We start from the raw sequence: 21,127 nt of genomic DNA on the forward strand, positions 1-21,127 counted from the left end.
TATGAAACTTAAAGCTCTTTTTCTTGTATTATTTTGTTTTCAAACCATTATAGCTCAAAATAGTACAGAAATTTTTTCAGACAATTTCAATTCAAACATCAACAATTGGTATGAAGGAAGTGATAACAAAAGAACTTTTTCAGTTCGAGATGGCTTTTATTATTTTGAACATAAGCAACTACAAGGAAGCTGGCTAACAACTCAAAATATAACAATTGATACCAAAAGAGACTATAAAATTGAAGCTGCAATTAAAAAAATTAGCGGCGTTAAAAACTCTGGTTATGGTTTAGATTGGGGTACTGATAATGATTATTATGAGTTTTTAATAACCAGCCAGGGCTATTTTTCTTTATACAATTACAACAAATCTACCAATCAATTTGTTGCATTAAAAAATTGGGAATATACAAGTTATACTAATAATTCCGAAGAAGCTTCAAACATACTAAGTATTAGTAAAATAGGAAATACCACCAATTTTTATGTAAATAACAAATTAATTTATACAGCAACTTTAAAAGCAATTGATGTTAATAGAGTTGGATTTGTTGTAAATCAAAATCAAAAAATTGGAATTGATAACATAAATGTTTCGTATTTATCTAATGGGCAAAATTTTGCTTTTAATGAACAATTTTCCTCAAATACAAATTATTGGCCAACAGGATCAAATGCTGATGTGAATACTTATTTACAAGCTGGAAATTATTATTTTGATCAATTTAAAAAATCATCAGGTATTTACAGATTTATCAATGCTCCAATAGATTCATACAAAGATTTTGAAATTGAAACTGAATTAACACGAATTTCTGGTGAAAATAATAGTGGTTATGGATTAGTTTTTGGAAGAAACGATGCTAATAATCAATACTTATTTAATATTTCGGGTACTGGTTTTTATAGAATATCAAAATATGAAAATGGCGTATATACTAATATTATAGATTGGAAAACTACAGATGCAATTAACAAAAATATAGGAGTAGCCAATAAATTAAAAATAAAAAAAGATCAAAATAAATATACATTTTATATTAATGATACGTATGTAAATGAAATTTCTTATGCACCATTTTTTGGCAATAATATTGGTTTTGTGGCTTTTTCAACGCAAAAATTTGCAGTAAACTATTTAACAATTCAGTATTTAGATGGCAAAAAAAATGTAATTGTAACAAATGACAATAATGATAAAGATTATATCATTAATGAAGATTTTAGCAATAACAGCGCTTCGTGGGTATCTGCAAATACTGAAAATTATTATTCGTACGTTGCAAATGGCAAATACCACATTGAGCACAAAAGAGAAACTGGTGGATGGTACTTTGGTAAAAATGTAACTATTAATCAATCTAAAGATTTTGAAATTGAAACCACTTTAGAAAGAAAAACAATGGCAAATACAAGTTTAGCATTTGTATTTGGCAAAAAAGACGACAATAATAAATATGAATTTTTTATTACCAATAATGGCAGTTATTTACTCCGCAAATATATAAATGGAGAAAAAACAATTGTTTTTGATTGGACAGAGAGTCCGTATATTGCAACAGGAACCGCACCAAACCATTTAAGTATTCGTAAAAACGGAAATCAATTTAGGTTCTTTATCAACAATCAATATTTAGATAAAATTGATGTATATTCATTGCCAGGTACAGGATTTGGCTGGGTAATTTATGATAAAACAGTATTAGAAATTGATGATTTTAAAATTAAATACCTTCAAGAAGATTTTAATAATCCTCCAGAAATAGAAATTATTGAACCAGAAGTTGTTTCAAGAGGATTTAAAATTGTAAAAACAAAAAATATTCAAGTTAGAGGTAAAGCAACCGATAAAGATGGTATTTACTACGTAAAAATTAACGATATTGATGCCTATGTTACAGCAAATGGAGATTTTAATGCAGATGTTCCTTTAAAATATGGCGATAATGAATTGATAGTTACAGCGGCTGATATTAAAGGAAAAACAACAACAAAAAAATTCTTTTTCAAAAGAGAATCTCCGGTAGTGGTTGTTAATAATAACAACAATAACAATGATGATGACGATAATGACAATGTTGTTACCACCAATAACGGAGAATATTATGCACTTTTAATTGGTGTTAGTGAATATGGTGATGCAAAAATTGTAGATTTAGAAGATTTACCAAATAAAGATGCCGAAGGTTTAGCCACTATATTAAAAACATTTTATAATTTTAAGCCTGAAAATGTAAAAGTATTGGTAAATGCTAAAAGAACTGAAATTTTAAATGCTTTTGATGATTTACGAAAAAAATTAACTGATGAAGATAATTTATTAATTTTTTATGCTGGCCACGGTGTTTATGAAGAAGATTCTGAAGTTGGATATTGGTTACCTTCGGATGCTGAAAAAGAATACACTGCAAATTGGATTCAAAATTCTGTAATTGTTTCAACAATTAAAAGAATAAAATCTAAACATACATTACTAATTTCTGATGCTTGTTTTAGTGGAAGTATCTTTAAATCTAGAGCATTAACAGAAGATGCACCAACGGCATTTAAAAAATTATATGAATTACCAAGTAAAAAAGCAATTACAAGCGGAACTTTAAAAACAGTTCCAAATAAAAGTGTATTTTACAAATACTTAATCGATAGATTAAAAAATAATAATGAAAAATATATGTCTGCATTAGACTTATTTAGTGCCATAAAAACACCTGTTGCAAATAACAGTCCTAATGTTCCGCAATACGGTGTAATACATGGTATTGGTGATGAAGGTGGAGACTTTATATTTATTAAAAAATAATAATTGAAAGAAACTAAAACAACTTTCGAGAAACAGAAAGAAAAAATACATCAAATTATTTACGAAGCAGATACTCCTGCTGGAAAATGGTTTGACATACTTTTGATACTCACTATTATAGTGAGTATCATTTTAGTTATGCTAGAAAGTATTGAAAGCATAAATAAAAATTATCACAACTTTTTAAATATTGCAGAATGGATAATTACCATTTTATTTACCATTGAATACGTTTTACGGATTTTTACTATAAAAAAACCAAGTTCATATATTTTTAGTTTTTACGGAATTATAGACTTGTTAGCCACCATACCAAAATATATATCTTTAATATTTGTTGGTACTCACGCATTAATTGCATTACGTGCATTACGCCTTTTAAGAGTCTTTAGAATTTTAAAACTCGCCCGTTATTTAGGTGCATCAAAAATTTTAACTACAGCCTTAAAAGCCAGTAGAATTAAAATTATTGTGTTTTTATTAACCGTTTTAGTGCTTACCATTATTTTAGGAACAATTATGTATTTAGTTGAAGGTCCTAGAAACGGTTTTACAAGCATTCCTTACAGTATGTACTGGTCAATTGTTACCTTAACAACAGTTGGCTATGGAGATATATCACCACAAACTCCTCTTGGGCAATTTATTGCAAGTATTGTTATGATTTTGGGTTATGGAATTATTGCCGTACCAACAGGGATTGTTTCTTCTGAAATGGCTAAAATAGATAACGTTCCTAAAAATACACAACATTGTGCAAACTGTGGCTCAGATAAACATTTAGACAATTCAAGTTTTTGTAGTAACTGTGGCGAAAAATTAAATTATGAATAAGTATTTAATTGCTGTTGTTGGAGCAACTGCTATCGGAAAAACAACATTAAGCATTCAATTAGCAAAACATTTGAATACTGAAATTATTTCATGTGATTCTCGCCAATTTTATAAAGAAATGGAAATTGGCACTGCAGTTCCCAACAAAGAAGAATTGAATGCAGTAAAACATCATTTTATACAAAACAGATCAATTTTTGATGATTATAGTGTAGGCGATTTTGAAAAAGATGCAATCAAAAAATTAGAAGAGTTATTTAAAAAACATAATGTAGTGGTGCTTGTTGGAGGAAGTGGTTTATATGCCAACGCTGTAATTGACGGGTTAGATTATTTTCCAGAAGTTTCTCCTGATATTAGAAAACAACTGAATCATCAGTTACAACAAAATGGAATTACCGCACTTCAAGAACAATTAAAAAAATTGGATATTGAAAGTTACCAAACCATTGAAATAGCAAACCCTCAAAGATTAATTAGAGCCTTAGAAATTTGTATTGGTACAGGAAAAACCTACGCTTCATTTAAAAATAAAAATAAACATCCAAGAAATTTTAAAACTATAAAAATAGGATTAACAGCTCCAAGAGAAATCATGTACCAACGTATCAATCAACGAGTTGATATAATGATGCAACAAGGTTTGCTAGAAGAGGCTAAAAAACTACATCCACACAAAGACTTAAATGCCTTGCAAACTGTTGGTTACAAAGAACTATTTAGCTATTTTGAAAATGAGTTTACTTTAGATTTTGCCATTGAAGAGATTAAAAAAAATACCAGAAGGTTTGCTAAAAGACAAGTTACTTGGAATAAAAAAGATACTGATATTCATTGGTTTAACTTTGATGAAAATACCGCTGAAATCATAAAAAAAATAACCGAATTATTACATTTTGAATAAAACAGAACTAAAACAATTTTTAGATGAAAAAGTAATTCAATACAATCATCCAAAATTTATTGAAAGTGATCCTATTCAAGTTCCTCATTTATTTTCATTAAAACAAGATATTGAAATTGCAGGGTTTTTAACTGCAACTATTGCTTGGGGAAATAGAAAAATGATTATTAAAAATGCTCATAAAATGATAGACTTAATGGGTAATTCTCCTTTTGATTTTGTAATGAACCATAAAAAAGAACATTTAAATACCATTGATAATTTTGTGCATCGAACCTTTAACAGTGACGATTTTTCCTATTTTATAACTGCATTAAATCATATTTATAAAAATTATAACGGTTTAGAAACTATCTTTCAAAATTCAGCTACAAAAAACTCGTTACAACCTGCTATACATCAATTCAAAAATGTTTTTTTTGAAATTAATCATTTAAAACGTACCGAAAAACACATATCAGACCCTTTAAAAGGTTCGGCTGCAAAGCGGATCAATATGTTTTTACGGTGGATGGTTAGAAATGATGCAGCTGATGTAGATTTTGGTATTTGGAAACATCTCTCTCCTGCTCAATTATCGTGTCCGCTAGATGTGCATTCTGGAAATGTTGCCCGAAAATTAGGATTGCTTAAAAGAAAACAAAACGATGCTAAAGCATTGGCTGAACTTGATAGCAACTTAAGGAAAATGGATAAACTTGATCCTGTAAAATACGATTTTGCGTTGTTTGGTTTGGGAGTTTTTGAAAAATTTTAATTTCCTCTAAAAAATAAAACGGTACTAATTGTTTTAACAATAATTTTAAAGTCCATCAACAAATTTCGCTCTTTAATGTAATATAAATCGTACATTAATTTATCTTGCTGATCTTGAAAAGTACTGGCGTACGGATGCATTACCTGCGCCCAACCTGTTAAACCTGGTTTAATTACATGACGCATGGCGTAATAAGGAATTTCATTTTCTAATTGTTTCACAAATTCAGGTCGTTCAGGTCTTGGCCCAATTAAACTCATTTCACCTTTTAAAACATTTATAAATTGAGGAATTTCATCAATTCTAGACTTACGCAACAATCTACCAAATTTGGTAACACGCATATCATTTTTTTGAGCCCAAACTGCACCATCTTTTTCAGCATTAGAAACCATTGAACGAAATTTAATAATTTTGAATACTTTGCCTCTTTTTCCAACACGCAATTGTGTATAAATTAACTTTCCTCTATTGCCCAATAAATTTCCTAAAAGTACTACAGGAACTAAAATTACAAGTGTAAGTATTCCTATAATAGCAATAACAATATCTAAAATTCTATGAAAAGCCATGTATAAATTATTTTGATGACTTTTACTAAATGTAAAATAATTATAAAAATTATGTGTTAGTTTATTTTCTGAAACTCTAAAAGTTTCATCTTCAATAAAACTATCAACGCTTTTAATATTCAATCCTTTTTCAAAAATTGCAATTAACTGATTATTAATACTTTTAGTAATTAACTTACTATTGTTTGATGCTACAACAATTTCATTAATAGCATATTCTTTTACCAAAAAAGCAATATTAGCATCGTTAACATTTATAAAATTTAGAGTGTCATTTTCAATTCTTTCATTGGAAACATAACACTTAATAGTATTTATTTCTTGATGTTGTTTACAGGCCAATATTTTTTCAATTTCTTCTTCTTCAGCAATAACTAATATATTTTTTAAAAATCGTGGAGAAAAAATAAATTTGATGTAAATAAATCTGTGGCATAAAATTGCAACTAAAAGTACTCCGAAAAAATAAAGTATTTGTAACCTGTTTTGGGGTAGTAAAGGAGAATAATACGGTGTAAAAACATAAAACAACGTTGCAAACACTACGGTAAGTATGGTACTTCTAAGGGTTAAATAAATATCACTTGCTACTTTTAAGTTATACATTTCAAATATTTCACCAAAAAATAACAAGTAAATACTTAACGAAATACTCCAGGTAAAAATCTGTGGATTATTAAAATTAAAATACTGATAATCTGTAAGTAAACTAATTAAATAAAAGCTAAAAATGGGGAAAAACATATCTAAAAATCGCAAATATAATTTACGTTCAGATAGGGAGAAATGTATTTTAGAATTTGGCATTTAATTTTTATGAAATACAAGTAAAAACAATTATTTCAAAATTTTTTTTATAATTAAAATGAACATCAATTTTAATGATTGTAACAATTTAATTTTTTCAAATTTACGATAAACTATCCAATTATATTTTAATAGCAATAATTTATTGCTTGAAATTGAATTATTTCTTTTGGTATAATATGCTAAAGGCTTATCTATGCCAATTGCTTTTATTCCTGTTTTTGTTATAGCTAACCATAAAGCCCAATCTTGTCGCTTTAATATATTTGGAAAATACACTTTCCCTAAAGCATCAACAGAATACATTACCGTTAAGCAACCAATATAGTTGTTTGTCAATAAATCAGTATAATTAACTATGTGTTTAGGCTTTACTAATTTTAACTCTTGATTGTCTTCACTCACTACATAATACCCTGTAAATGTAAAAGATAGCTCATTTTCAAGCATTGTTTTAATTTGAATTGCTAATTTATTTACATCCCAATAATCATCACTATCCAAAAAAGCAATATAAGTACCTGACGCTTGTTTAATACCTAAATTTCTGGTACTTGCTGGTCCCGAATTATGAGGTGTTTTAAAAAGTTTTATTCGCGCATCTTCTAAAACAAATTTTTCTATTATTTCAACTGAATTGTCTGTAGAACAATCATCAACAATTAGCAGTTCCCAATTTTTATACGTTTGATTAAGCACACTATTTATTGTGCGCGAAATAAATTGACTTGCGTTAAAATTGGGAGTAATAATAGAAATTAAAGGGTTATTCATGTACTAAATTGTTGAAATAAAACTTTCTTGTTTTTTTAAGTTAGATGAAATTCTCTGATTATATGTAATTTCAGCAACTATATCTGTATTAAAATAAGCAAAAATTTCTTTATTTAAGATTTCTAATTGCCCCATACTTAAATCTTGTTCTATTAAAAATAGTAATTTTCCCTTTTCGTGTTGCTTTACTTGATAATTTAAATATAACTGGTATTTTAACCCTAAGTTTTTAAAAATATAATAAAAATATAAACTCGGATATTGTTCTTTAAACCCTAAAACAACTTTACCAACTCTTCCTGTAACTTCTTTAATTATAGTATGTTGTATTCCACAAGCACACTGAACTTTAACATCACTTAACGTAACGTAATCTCCTAATTTATAGCGCAATATGGGAAATGAAGTTTGCTGTAAGTTTGTAACCAATATTTCATTATTAACCTCTTCAACAATTACACCTTCCATATTTAAATGCATATTTCCTTTAGGGCATTCAAATGCAATAATACCAGTTTCAGCAGCTCCGTATTCATTAATTATTGGCAATCCAAACGCTTTGATTATCTCATTTTGATAGGCCGGAAATACTTTTTCAGAAGTGCCTTTTATCATTTTTAATTTTTTAGGTTTTTCTAAATGCAGTTTGTTGTAAATTTTAGCAACTTCATAAATCATAGAGGAATAACCGTGAATATAGGAAAGGCTTGAAAATTTAGGAATTATTTTTTTTATGGTATTTTCATTGTAACTAAACATTCTAAATCTGTTTTGTAACCCATCTAAAATACTATATTTAATTTTTGAAACTACAGAAAATTGGAACCCCCAAAAATATAAATTTCGCTCCCAAGGATTTACATTATACCAAGAATAACCTCTAAAAATGCTTGCTCTATTAAATGAATCGGCATGTTCATCTTTCCAAAATGTTAATGAGCTACCTGAAGTACCAGAAGTTGATGCTTTAAATTTCTTTCTTATTTTTTTTGAAGTGTGAATTGTAGCGTTATAATGAATCAGTTCATGTTTAGATATTGTTGGTATTTTTTTTATGTCATTCAATGATTGAATGTCTTCTGGTTTTAAACCAATTTCATCAAAAATGGTTTTATAATAAAGTGAAGTTTGGTAACAAAATGTAACTAATGCTTGTAGTTTTAACAGTTGATATGCTTGTAATTTTTCTAAAGACCATTTTTCTGAAGCCTTCAAAAACAAGTAATTATTTGTTAATGAAGGGTTTCTAAAATATTGACCAATTTTAAAAATTAATTTATAGAGCATTATTTTAATAAATTTAACCACATTTTTTTTACAATAGCCTCATCAAAATGTGTCACTTGTTGTTTTGCATTTTTCGTAATTTCAATACCTAAAGATGAATTTTCAATAATACTTTCTATAGTATTTACCATTTGTAAAACATTATTTTTAGCAACTAATTTTCCTGTAACACCATCTTCAATTAGATAAGGCATTCCTCCTACATTTGTTGAAATAACAGGCAAACCCAATGCCATAGCTTCAATAATACTTACAGGCATATTATCAAAATTAGTTGTATTTATAAAAAAACTATAGTTTTTAGATTTTTTAATCCATTCCTGTTTACTTAACAATCCTGTATATTCAATAGAGTCAGCTACACTTTTAGTTTTAGCCAAATCAATTACTTCTTGTAAGCTACCATCTTTATCAGGACCAACCATACACAACGCTGCATTTTTATATTTCTTTTTTAACTCAAAAAGTACTTCTACTGCCATTTTTGGATTGTAAATTTCATCAAAAGCACGTACCCATAAAAGCTTTGGAGTAAACACTGATCTTAAAGTGAACGGATACAAACGCATTGAAATTGCATTAGGTATATAGATTGTATCATAACCTGATTTTGAAAATTCATGATACAAGTACTTAGAAGGTGAAACATTTATATAAGAATTCTTAAAAATCATTTTTGACAATAAGGTACTGTTTTTTAACCTATTAGGTAAATTTCCACCATGTAATATCGGAATATATTTTATATGCAATAGTCTTGCTATTTGTGATGTTATAAATGTATAATAAAAATTAGCGGTGCTATAAGTATCAATTAAAATGTATGATGCATTATAATTTTTTATGATTCCCCAACACATATCCAATAATCTAAAAAATATATTTTTCTTATTAGAATATACCAATACTTCAACATTTTCAGTTTTTAAGGCTAAAGACAGTTGTATAATGGTGGTTGGATTTCCATGAGAAAGATTATTTCCTATATACAGTAGCTTCTTCATTTTCTTTATCTTTTTCTAAAATTATTAAGCTTAAACCATAAATAAAAGCAGGAAATGCTACACGCATGGCAGAATGGTTGATGGTTAAAAACCAAAATATTAAAAAAGCACTTAAAAATGCTACTGTTAGTAAAGGTTGTTTAAACATATTACGTATTGGAATAATTAAAAGAATTCCCAAAATTAGTAAACCAATCATACCATGTTCTCCTAAAAGTCTACTTATTTCATTATGTGATGCTGCTACAATATCAGATTCGTCTATTCTTTTATATTTTGACCCCCCAACTCCAATTCCAAAAAATGGGTGTTCAAAAAAAGCCTCCAGTTCACTTTCAAATAAATCAATTCTTCCAGTACTAACATCTTCCTTTACAACACCAGCTGCATTTTTATTAGCATATCTATTGGTTAACATGCCTCCTGTTAAATCAGCAGAATATATCCAAGTAATTAACAAAAACAATGTCATTAACCCAGCATATTTTAAAAAACTTATTACTCTATCTTCTCTAGATAAAATATAAAAAAAGGCAAAAGCAACAATCGCAATAAATGCAGTTAGCATTCCTCCTCTTGACAGTGTAATCAATCCTCTAAATAACAAATATAACAGCAACAAAATATCTAGACTAAAAACAAATAAAAAGCGCTTTTTTAAAAAAAGATGCACAACCAAAATAAAAACCCCCAATCCCAATATCGTAGCTACTTGATTAGGGCCATAACCTCCAGAAGTCTCAAAATTTGCAGTTCCTCCAAATGCTATATCTTTTATATCAGGTGTTTTAAAATACAAATAACTTAGCATGGAAATAATAGGTAAACACATTACAAATAATACATTTAAAAGTGCTGTTAATGTTATTTTTCTTCCATAAAAATAAATAGCAGCTACACCTAGAAGAATTGGACCACTTAAATTAAAAGCAATAGCTTTTCGTATAGATTCATTAAAAGGAATATCAACAAAGGCAATGCCAATTAATAATAATAATATATATATGAGGTAACTTACGGATACATGATGTCTTTTGGTCTCTACCATTAATCCCATAAATAAAAATAGTAACACTGCATATTTTGGTAACTCATGAAAAAACATACCACCTGACATTCTAAACAATACTTCTCCACCAACCAAATAACCACTCCAAAACATAGCTTCATTATGTTTATTTTTAGTTTTAAAAATAACTAACAAGCCAATAAATAATATAAGAATTGAATAAATCTTACTAACACTACCTAATAACAATAAAACACCTAATACCAAATGTAATAATGTTAAAAATGTGCGTGTATATTTTGAAAAGCTATACAAATTGGTATCTATTAATTAATTCATTTATATATTTTTCCTTAGAAAAATATTTAGTTACAAATATATGCAATGCAGCTCCTAATTGAATGCTTGTATCTTTGTTATTTATTAAATTCAATAATGCCTCACTTAATTTTAAATGATTAGCAGCAGGAATCAATATACCCGTTTTATTTGCAATAATTACATTACGTATCGCTCCAACATCTGTTGCAACTACCGGTAAAGAAACCAGTCCGTATTCCAATAAACTAACAGGTAAGCCTTCAGATTTTGATGCCAGTACTCCTATAGATGCTTGTTTTAAAATTTCAAAGGTATCTGCACAGTTACCATAAATAAATACAAACGCTTGCAATCTTTCTTTTTGTATAAATTCTTTTAGTTCTGAAGCGTATTGGTCATTTAAATCAGTTCCCACTAAATGTAACGTCCAATCAGGACAATATTGGTGCACTATTTTAAAAGCATTTAATAAATTTAAATGATCTTTTTGAGGGCGCAAATTGGCTAAACATAGTATTCTTTTCCCTTCTATGCCTTTTAAAAATGTTTTCTTTTCAACAGTAGTATTTAAATGAGCAAAATTTGCTAAATACTTTTTATTTTTACTATGTAAATTTATAGTTGCCCAATCTAACAATAATTGATTAACTGCAATACTAGTTTTAAAAAAATAGGAACAAAATTTTAACACAAAACTTTTTCTTTCGTGTAATAACTCACTATTTCCATAATGGTCGTGCCAAATAATTTGAATTGATGGCTTTACTATTTTCAACAATACTGCCACAAAAAATGACGATGAATGTGCGTGAACAATAGTTATTTGATGTTTAGTAACATAAGATCGTAACTTTAAAATTGCTTGTATATCTAATGTGTGCTTTCTATTTAAAAACAAATAACCAACTCCATTAGCAATATTATTTTTTAAAGAACCTTCAACACGAGTGGCACACAAATGCGATTCAACTCCCTGCTCATACAAACCATTAGCAATATTTACTGCCATCATTTCAGCACCTCCTGGATGTAGAGAATCTATAATTTGTATGACTTTTATGGTTTTGTTCATTAATTTATTTTCATTCATCACATTTCCCCTCTTGGATGGGAATATTACAATAACTTTTTAATCTCATCTTCAAACTTTTCCAATGTATACAATGTAGACCAATCCATACCATTTTGAGCGTGATGAGCATACAAACTGTCATTATTAACATAGTTTTCTACAGCATTTACAATCTCATCTAAATTAGCAGTAACAATAGTTCCTCTACTACCATTTCCCAACATTTCTGGAACACATGATACATTACTTGTCATAGGAACACATCCCCAAAACATAGCTTCTGCAACTACTTTTGGCCATCCTTCAGATTTTGAAATAAATACTAAAAAATGAGCTTGTTGATAGGCCTTTTTTACAATTTCTTTTGAAGTATTTCCATGTAAAATTATAATACCTTCTAATGAGTTATCTAAAATATAATCTGTTATTTTAGCTTTTTCAACACCATCGCCATACATATCTAACTGAACATTATAGCCATTCTTTTTCAGTTTATGAATTACTTGAACACTTAACAATGGTTGTTTTCCTGGTGTTAATCCACCAACATAGATGAATTTTAGTATTCCGTCATTCCGCACTTGATGCGGAATCTGTTTGTCGAAATCCAAATCTTGAGATCCCCAGTCAAGCTGAGGATGACGTTCTGAATCGACATGCTGAACTTCATTTGATTCTTGCCCATCGTATCCGTCATTCCGCACTTGATGCGGAATCTGCTTCTTAAAACCCAAAACGCTTCTAATTTCAATCGCTTCAATCTCCTTTTCTGAATAACTTGCAGTAAAAAAGGGTACAATATTCTTTGATTGGTTCGGCCATTCTCCATATACCAATACTTTACAATTTCTAGTTAAAAAAGTATTTGAAAGTATCCATTTTTGAAGCCTGTAACTTCTTGGCTGCTTACTTGTTCGATCCCAATTTCCAGCATATTTTACCGTTTTTGGTTTCTTTGGAAATAATATTTGTACAAAACATCCTAACAATCCAATATTTCCTGGGCAGCGCAAATGAATATGATCTGCCCATTGCATGGCTTGGTAAATTTTATAACAAATTTTTGGAATTTTTAGCAATGCATTCATACTATTATTCAATGAAGTGATATCAAACGAAGGTATGCCAATTAGTTTTATTCCATCATTCCGGACTTGATCCGGAATCTTATACTCGTTTTCCAATTCTTGAGATCCCCAGTCAAGCTGAGGATGACGTTTGCTGTCGCCAAGCTGAGGATGACGTTTGCTGTCGCCAAGCTGAGGATGACGTTTGCTGTCGCCAAGCTGAGGATGCCGTTCAGATTCGTCTTGCTGAATTTGATTTGAGACCTGTACTACGTATTCGTCATTCCCAACTTGATTGGGAATCTGTCTCTTTAGTTGATAACTACTATCAATTTCACTTCTCTTACCCTTAGCAACCGGAGCAACAATTTGAACCTCATCAATATGCTTCAACCATAAATTCATTTCTTTCACATAGGGTTCATACGCAACTATTTGCTGCTCATGAATTTTATGTTCGGCATGTGTTATTATAGCGAATTTCATACGGTTATTTAGGTTTATTCAAAAATAATGAAAACCAACCAACCAATCTACCTAAAGCTTCTGTAAATGCTTCTTTTTTATGACTTCCAGTAATACTATTGATAAAACGCAGTTTTAATAACACAATTACATTTAGGTGAAATAACAATTTAGCTTTTAATGTTGGTTTCGGGTATTTTACACGCCAAACATACCAACCATTGCGTACTACCATTTTACCGTACTTGTACTTGTTTGGTCTTCCTGCTTCGTGATGATCATGCGCTAATTGAGCTGCTGTGTTTACATACAAATTTCCCAGTTTCGCAACTCGCAAACAAAAATCTAGATCTTCATATAAACCATAGCCTTCAAAATAGGTAGAAAACTGAATTTTATCAACTACTTCTTTTTTATAGGAAGCCACTCCACCCATAAAGAACTCCACAGGATAAACTTTATTACTAGGAGGTAAATGACCTATAGAGCGACCATGTGAATATGTAGGCATAAAGCCAGGTGGTGTATTATCAATAAGTCCTAATTTTTTACGAAGTTGAAAACGTACACTTTCTTTTCTACAATAGCCATCTATGCAATAGCCATTTTTTATTACAGCATTACTCCATTTTACTTCATTGGCTATGTAGCCCCCAACAGCCAAAGCATCTGGTTTAATCCGATACGTTTTAAGTAATTCTTGAAAATAAGTGGGAGTTAAAATGGTATCATCATCTAAAAAACAAACAATTTCACTATCTATTGCAACTTTTGAAATTCCAAAATTGCGTTGTTTTGTTAATCCCCTATTTGTTGCTTCTACCAAAAAGTAGTGTAGATTTTTATAGCTGGATGCTTCAATAAATGTTTGGGTTTCAGTATCTATTGAACCATCAACAACTAAAATTTCGGAAGGATACAAGGTTTGATGGGTAACTGAATTTAATAGTTGTTCAATAGCTTCTTTTCGCTGATAGGTACAAATAATTAGGCTAAATTTCATAAAATAAATTATTTAAAACGTTCACCTATATGTAGCAAGCCTTTTGCATATTGTAGTGATTTGCTAAATTGAAGTTGTTTATACGGATATTTTAAAAACCTAATTAGTTGAACCTTTAATGGCGCTTTCAATAAATAAATAAAAAAATGTTTTGTACGCCATTCTTTAATTTGATGTGGTTTATAATGCTTCAATATTCCATAAGTAATAGTAGGACTTGGAACTGGTTTTATATATTTAACAGGATTGTTTAATTCCCATGGTTGTTGTTTTCTTTTTTTACCAAGAATATTAGCTTGGCTTCCCCACCATCTATATCCACCTGTTGGAGGTTTTAAGTGTAAATTTGCTGAAAATGGATTGTGTAATACTACAGCGCCATTTTTTAATAAACGCATTCCAAAATCACTATCCTCACCATAACCACCATCAAAATTGATATCATTAAATCCAATTCTATCAATCCATGCTCTTTTAACACAGGAATTAGCATTACTAAATGCTTTTGCTACGCCAACATGCCATCTTTTTTCTCCAAGTTTATTCAATCTATTCTCTAAATCTTCTAAATTTTGGTTTACATTTTCAGCCATTATATCCAATCCATTACAAGCATCAGCATTATAGGTTTGTAATAAACGAATATGATTTTCAACAAAATCTGGTTGAATGCGAATATCATCATCGGCAAAAATAATATAATCGCCAGTACACTTTTCTAATGCTTCATTTCTAGCTCTGCAACTTCCTTTGGTGGTTTGCCAATGCACGTCTAACTTAAAATTAAAATCAGCTTGTTTATAAAAACTTGCATCTCGCTCCTCTTCTGGTGTTGCATCAACAATTACAACTTGTGAAATAGGATACGTTTGCTTTTTATGGTCTTCTAACAACAACTGAGTGTATTTTTGCCTGCGCATGGTTGGTATCACCAAACTAACTGTTGGAGTTCCTTCAATTGGATTTAATTTTCTAGGTGTTACTGGAAGTACTTCTTTTTTTACAAAATGATTTTTTGCATACTTATAAGCTTTTATTTCTGAAAAAAAGTTAAACAACCCTTTTCTATAAATCATATAAATACTATGATGAATCTTAAAATGTTTCCGATAAAATAAATAGCGATCATTGGAAGGAATTTCAATATTATTTTCTTCTGGTTGAAAAAGTCCTTTTATATAAAGTGGTAAGCCAAATTGATTTCGCAACAAGTTACAACCTACATCAATACCTTTCATTTCCATGGATAGAAACATTGAATCAAATCCTCCTAATTGTTCCCATATCTTTTTTCGAATGACAAAACTGGATGGATTTACACGCCATGAAACAACTTGATTGCACCCTTCAAAGTCATTTAAAAACCACCAATATACAGCCGTTTGATAGATAATATCTTCAAATGCATTTGTAAACCCCTGATCTAAGGAGCTATGCCATAAATCTCCAGGTCCTAATGCTAATTCATCTAATTGACTTAAATCAGGATTTCCAAAATACAATAATGATTCACCTGTTTTAGTTATATGTGTTTTTATCTCATTCATGTACTATAGATTGGTAATACTTACTATTTTCATCTCCTATAATTTCAATTGAAAAATGGGTTGCTATTCGTTTTTTTGCATTTATTCCAAAGGTACTATTTAACTCCTTATTTTGTAGCAATACAATAATTTTATTAGCAAATTCTATGTGATTTTTTGGATGTTCCATATACCCTGTTTCACCATCAATCATTAATTCTGTTGCCCAACCTATATTTGAGGTAACCAATGCCTTACCCATTGCCATAGCTTCTAACCAAGTCATTGGAAATGCTTCAGCAAAACTAGGCAAAACAACAACAGTTGCGTTATTTATATAACTCTTTACTTCATCATAAGTAACTTCATCAATATGTGTTAATTGTAATTTTGCCTCTTTAGATAATTTATTTTTAAAAAGTTGTAAGGTTGATTTATTCTCAAAAATATCTACAACATCTTTCCCTAAAAGAGTTAAAGTTGTAGTTGGCATTTTGTTAATCACTTCATTAAAAATTTCAGCCAATTCTAACACTCCTTTTTTTCTAATAATTGTTCCAAAATATAATAATTGATTGGTATTTACAGCCTTATTAGTAGTTTTGGAAATACTAGTTATCAATTTTGTATTAAAATAATGCATATCAATTCCGTTATGAATAATTTTAATATTCGCACTTAAATTAAATAGCGTTGTTGTTTTTTTTGCGGTAAATGAACTTACTGATATGATAGAATCCGCAGACTTTAATGCTACTTTTTCAAAAAAATAATTTTTAAATTTTTGTTTTCTGCCTTCTAAATTACAAAAATATGCATCAGAACCATGTAGTCTAATTACCAAGTGACACTTAAATTTCATAAATGCAGTAATCCCTGTCCAATCTGGAGCTTCAATACACGATATAGTATTCTTTAAAATAAATCGATTGATATAATTCTGAATTTTTTTTCTGTAAAAAAACCAACTTAGAAACTGGAACTTTACATATTTAATTTTATGAATCTCAACACCATTTTCAACAAATACTTCATCGCAATCTTGTCCATAAACAAAAACAGTAATGTTATAATTTCTTTTAGCTAATGCTACTGCTAAATTTTTAACACTTGTACCAATTCCAGCAGATTTCAGAATTTTAGGATGAGGATATTCGGAAGTTAAAAAAGCTATATTCATTGCACTAATTTGAAGTGATTTTTTACCATTTCATTTAATGAGAATGAGGTTTCAATTAAATTTCTGGTTGCTGTTGTAATTTTCATTTCTGCTGTTACTATATTTTCTAAAATAGTACAAAGTTCTTGTATGTTTCCAGCTTTAAAAATAAATCCATTTTTTGTATGTTGTATTGCTTCTTCATTACCTCCAACATTGGTTGTGATAACAGGTACATTGGCTGCCAAACTTTCTAAAATGGATAAACTAAAACATTCCATATGTGTAGGTTGCAACATATAATCATATAAATAGTAAATGCTATTTAAATTGGATACACTTCCTTTAAATGTTATCTGAGGCTCTAACTCATATTTTTTAATCAACGCTAGTAAAGTAGCTTTATAAGGCCCATCGCCATAAACATCAACCTTAATTTTAGATTTCAAATTTTTTGGTAGTAAATCTACAGCGGCAATTAAATCTTGAATACCTTTTGACTCCCTTAAATGTGACGCCACTAAAAAAGTAGGGTTTTGAAAATTTCTTTCTTTTCTAACTAAGATCTCATCTATAACAACACCATTATATATGGTAATTGTTTTTGATTTTAAATGCGCACCAAAATCCTTCATAATTTCATTTGAAGTATAATTTGAAACACCTACAAATAAATCAATATATTTAGCATACAGAAACCCTTTTATTTTTTTAGCTATTTTCTTTTTAAAAGTATATCCATTTATTGGTCTAGGATTGTGGTCAACACAAATAATTTTTGCGTTTGATTTTTGCTTTATTTCTTTAAAAACATGGGTACATAGCTCAACAAAATGCGTAATAATATAACTATATTCAGATTTGTTTTGTAAGCTGTTTTTTACAAAATAATTTTCAACATTAACCTGATTACTTGCATAGATAGTCATATTTTTATAACCGCCGTGTGCCAATTTATTTGGAAAAAACCAATCTACACGTATAGCATTTGCTTTACAAATTTCATCAAAATTCCAAAAAAAATAATCCATACCACCAACTCTATCCGCATCTAAGGCATAATTACATAATACTGCTATTCTTTGTTGTGATTTCATAATGCTAAATTTTCAGCAATTCTTTTACTCGTCCCTTTCAATTCCTTACTTATTTGCAAAGCAATTAATTTTTCACGTTGTTGCTTTCTTTTTTCAGGTGCTGTTAACTCGTTGTTAATAGCTGATATCAATTCATATTCATTTTTAGCAATAACTACAGCACCACTTTCTATCACTTTCTTATAATGATCGTAGTTTAAAAACTTTTGATCATCATACAAACCATTGTTTTTTGTTCCAAAAACTGTATTAATCACAGGCTTGTTAAACAACATAAAGTCTAAACTCATGGTTGAGCACATATTAATACTAATAGCTGAATACGTTAATAAAGCGCGTAAATCTCTTATATCCTCCTCTAAAGGTATCCGCTGCGACCAACGCTCAATATGGTTTTCTCTGGTTAATATCCATTTAGGCACATTCCAAATTATTTCAGGAAACTCATTTTTCACTTCTTTAAATCTCGATTCATCTTCAGCTGGTGAAGTCCTCACAATAAGTTGCACTTGCTCATTTATACTTTTATTTCTAATGGCTTTTGCAATAACACTAATAACTATAGGATCATTTTTACCAATAGAAACATCTGCACAACTATAGCATAGTATTTTTTTTGATGTATCTAACTTAAATTTTGAAAAAAAATCATTTTCATTCATAGTATATCTATCCAGTACATATGGTTCAAACTGTGGGGTTCCAACTACTTTTACATCATTTGGTTTAACATTCGGATAAAAATAAAGCAACTCTTCTTTCATTAAATTACTCCAAACCATAAAATGATTAAAACTACCCAACATCCTACCTTTTGAAGCCAAATTATCCCAACTAAAAATAAAGGTGGTGGTTGGAATTTTTAACTTTAAAGCTACATATAAAAAAGGTGCTAAATAAGGTGGTCTTTGATGTGTAAAAAATAAATGTGTCGGTATATCTTCTTTTAAAATCTTTACATACTCCTTTGTTACTTTATGAGTTGAAAATGATAAAAATTGTAATTTTTCAATAAAAAGAATACTTTTTGATGTGTTAAAAATACTAGTTATAGCATATATAAATTTTATTAATAACGATCTTAACGAATTGTTAGAAGGATATCCTAAAGCCAAACTAGCCTTCATTCCAAAAAAGTTTTGATACTTTTTTAAATGCGCTACTTCTTTCCATTTTCTAAAAAACCACGTTAATTTAGGCTCATTAAAAACCGTTAGTTCTTTAATAATAATATTTGAATTTTCAATTGATTTATAAGCGCTTTTTGGCAATCCAGAATATACAATTACACTATCAAATTGTTTTGAAGCTTCCTTTAAAAAATCACTCATTACATAATTCCTAAAGCCAACACCATCGGTTATAACAACACCTAATTTTTTCATTAATTATTTTTTAAATCTCTAAACTGTTTTTGATGGTTAATTTTCCAAAGTAATTTTGAGTTTAAACTCTCCAAAAATTCTTGTGCACTTGTACCTGAACCAAAACATGCGGTCGTTATTGTCACCTTTTCTTTATTTAACAACAATGCTTCTGATATAGCAGCAATGGAATAATCTGTATTGATAATGTGTGAATGAACCGCTCTATTTTCTTGGCGTGAACCAATATTTATGGTTGGAATTCCATAATAAGGTGCTTCTCTAATGCCTGCACTAGAATTCCCAATAATTAAATCACTGTGTTTTAATAAAGTTAAAAAATATTCAAATCGAATGGATGGAAAAACACGAAAGCGTTTATTACCAGTTAACCGTTGATATGCTTTTAAAATAATTTCTGACCCTAGGTCATTATTTGGATAAATAACTACATAGTTTTTAGTATCATTTAATAAAGCCTCCACAAAATTAGCGGCATACAATTGCATACTTTTTATTTCTGTTGTAACCGGATGAAACATGGCCACACCATACGTGTCAAAATCAATTTCATAATACGCTTTAACCTTTTCAATTGTTGGTAAATTCGTTGAAAACATTACATCAACATCTGGAGATCCTATAACATAAATAGACGTTTCCAATTCGCCCATTTGCAACAATCTTTTTTTAGCAGCGTCATTAGCTACAAAATGAATATGACTCAATTTACTTACAGAATGTCGGATTAATTCATCTATAGTTCCTGATAATTCTCCCCCTTCAATATGGGCTACCAAAACATTATTAAGCGAGCCTACTATTGCACCTGCTAAGGCTTCAACCCGATCACCATGAACAATTATCAAATCCGGATTTACTTCTTTAACATAACTTGAAAAACCTTCTATTGTTTTTGCTAAGGTTAAGTCCATTGTAGTTTCATGCGTGTGATTTTTATAGGCATGAATGTTTTTAAATCCGCTGCGTTCTATTTCTATTAAAGTATATCCGTATTTTTCCAGTAAATGCATGCCTGTTACAAAAATAAAAGGCTCAAAATCATTATTATTTTGAAGTACTTGAATTAGTGATTTTAATTTACCAAAATCAGCTCTTGTACCTGTAAGAAATACTATTTTTTTCATTTAGTGTTTACTACTTTTTAAAAAACAAACCGCTTCTCGATACGATTTTATTCCGCTTTGCTTCATAAAATCACTCGAAGTGACGAACACTACACACCGTCAGTTCGAGTGCAAAGCGTATCGAGAACCAACGTCAGTTCGAGTGGTTTTAATACGA

At 29.4% G+C, this 21,127-nt stretch carries 17 protein-coding genes; 4 read left to right on the forward strand and 13 right to left on the reverse strand.

The genetic code is table 11. The features are described 5' to 3' along the window. The first annotated feature begins 1 nt into the window (after position 1). Genes BM335_RS03280 through BM335_RS03295 form a run of 4 tightly spaced genes read left to right on the forward strand, consistent with a single transcriptional unit; the run spans position 2 to position 5,295 of the window. Positions 2–2,800, forward strand: a complete 2,799-nt coding sequence (locus BM335_RS03280) for a caspase family protein (protein ID WP_090223126.1) — start codon at positions 2–4, stop codon at positions 2,798–2,800. Positions 2,801–2,803: 3 nt separating this feature from the next. Further along, complete coding sequence (locus BM335_RS03285) at positions 2,804–3,634, forward strand: ion transporter (RefSeq protein ID WP_090223129.1); 831 nt, start codon at positions 2,804–2,806, stop codon at positions 3,632–3,634. Continuing rightward, positions 3,627–4,538 carry a tRNA (adenosine(37)-N6)-dimethylallyltransferase MiaA gene (miaA, locus tag BM335_RS03290; protein ID WP_090223131.1) on the forward strand — a complete coding sequence of 304 codons (912 nt, stop codon included), beginning with the start codon at positions 3,627–3,629 and terminating at the stop codon, positions 4,536–4,538. Before BM335_RS03285 ends, miaA begins: the two co-directional genes overlap by 8 nt. Further along, positions 4,531–5,295 carry a TIGR02757 family protein gene (locus tag BM335_RS03295; protein WP_090223133.1) on the forward strand — a complete coding sequence of 255 codons (765 nt, stop codon included), beginning with the start codon at positions 4,531–4,533 and terminating at the stop codon, positions 5,293–5,295. Before miaA ends, BM335_RS03295 begins: the two co-directional genes overlap by 8 nt. On the opposite strand, the gene BM335_RS03300 is transcribed toward BM335_RS03295, so the two are convergent. The 13 genes from BM335_RS03300 to neuC form a co-directional block, all read right to left on the reverse strand. Next, positions 5,292–6,674 carry an exopolysaccharide biosynthesis polyprenyl glycosylphosphotransferase gene (locus BM335_RS03300; RefSeq protein ID WP_090223135.1) on the reverse strand — a complete coding sequence of 461 codons (1,383 nt, stop codon included), beginning with the start codon at positions 6,672–6,674 and terminating at the stop codon, positions 5,292–5,294. The two genes, BM335_RS03295 and BM335_RS03300, sit on opposite strands and share 4 nt — an antisense overlap. A gap of 30 nt (positions 6,675–6,704) precedes the next feature. Then, positions 6,705–7,448 carry a glycosyltransferase family 2 protein gene (locus BM335_RS03305; protein ID WP_090223137.1) on the reverse strand — a complete coding sequence of 248 codons (744 nt, stop codon included), beginning with the start codon at positions 7,446–7,448 and terminating at the stop codon, positions 6,705–6,707. Between the two features lie 3 nt (positions 7,449–7,451). Beyond that, positions 7,452–8,735: a phenylacetate--CoA ligase family protein gene (locus BM335_RS03310; RefSeq protein ID WP_090223275.1), complete on the reverse strand. Its 1,284-nt coding sequence runs from the start codon at positions 8,733–8,735 to the stop codon at positions 7,452–7,454. Then, positions 8,735–9,739 (reverse strand): glycosyltransferase family 4 protein, encoded by a 1,005-nt coding sequence (locus BM335_RS03315; RefSeq protein ID WP_090223140.1) that lies wholly within the window; start codon positions 9,737–9,739, stop codon positions 8,735–8,737. Before BM335_RS03315 ends, BM335_RS03310 begins: the two co-directional genes overlap by 1 nt. Further along, on the reverse strand, positions 9,711–11,063 hold the full coding sequence (locus BM335_RS03320; protein ID WP_143102375.1) for an O-antigen ligase family protein: 1,353 nt from the start codon (positions 11,061–11,063) through the stop codon (positions 9,711–9,713). Before BM335_RS03320 ends, BM335_RS03315 begins: the two co-directional genes overlap by 29 nt. After that, the gene (locus BM335_RS03325; protein WP_177219142.1) at positions 11,056–12,141 is read right to left on the reverse strand and encodes a glycosyltransferase family 4 protein; all 1,086 of its coding nucleotides are present in this window, start codon (positions 12,139–12,141) and stop codon (positions 11,056–11,058) included. Before BM335_RS03325 ends, BM335_RS03320 begins: the two co-directional genes overlap by 8 nt. A 44-nt stretch (positions 12,142–12,185) precedes the next feature. Next, a complete protein-coding gene (locus BM335_RS03330; protein WP_143102376.1) occupies positions 12,186–13,325 on the reverse strand; it encodes a glycosyltransferase family 4 protein in 1,140 nt (379 codons plus the stop codon). A 373-nt stretch (positions 13,326–13,698) separates the two neighbouring features. Further along, a complete protein-coding gene (locus BM335_RS03335; protein ID WP_090223150.1) occupies positions 13,699–14,676 on the reverse strand; it encodes a glycosyltransferase family 2 protein in 978 nt (325 codons plus the stop codon). 8 nt (positions 14,677–14,684) lie between these two features. After that, on the reverse strand, positions 14,685–16,223 hold the full coding sequence (locus BM335_RS03340) for a glycosyltransferase family 2 protein (protein WP_090223153.1): 1,539 nt from the start codon (positions 16,221–16,223) through the stop codon (positions 14,685–14,687). Beyond that, entirely contained in the window at positions 16,216–17,382 is a 1,167-nt protein-coding gene (locus BM335_RS03345) for a glycosyltransferase family 4 protein (protein ID WP_090223155.1), read from the reverse strand. The genes BM335_RS03340 and BM335_RS03345 overlap by 8 nt, the downstream gene beginning before the upstream one ends. Beyond that, a complete protein-coding gene (locus BM335_RS03350; protein WP_245780596.1) occupies positions 17,379–18,458 on the reverse strand; it encodes a glycosyltransferase family 4 protein in 1,080 nt (359 codons plus the stop codon). The genes BM335_RS03345 and BM335_RS03350 overlap by 4 nt, the downstream gene beginning before the upstream one ends. Continuing rightward, on the reverse strand, positions 18,455–19,843 hold the full coding sequence (locus BM335_RS03355) for a hypothetical protein (protein WP_090223158.1): 1,389 nt from the start codon (positions 19,841–19,843) through the stop codon (positions 18,455–18,457). Before BM335_RS03355 ends, BM335_RS03350 begins: the two co-directional genes overlap by 4 nt. Continuing rightward, complete coding sequence (neuC, locus tag BM335_RS03360; RefSeq protein WP_090223161.1) at positions 19,843–20,970, reverse strand: UDP-N-acetylglucosamine 2-epimerase; 1,128 nt, start codon at positions 20,968–20,970, stop codon at positions 19,843–19,845. The genes BM335_RS03355 and neuC overlap by 1 nt, the downstream gene beginning before the upstream one ends. Positions 20,971–21,127: the final 157 nt, after the last annotated feature.

This window comes from Lutibacter maritimus (assembly GCF_900116115.1).
Classification (GTDB): Bacteria; Bacteroidota; Bacteroidia; order Flavobacteriales; family Flavobacteriaceae; genus Lutibacter; species Lutibacter maritimus.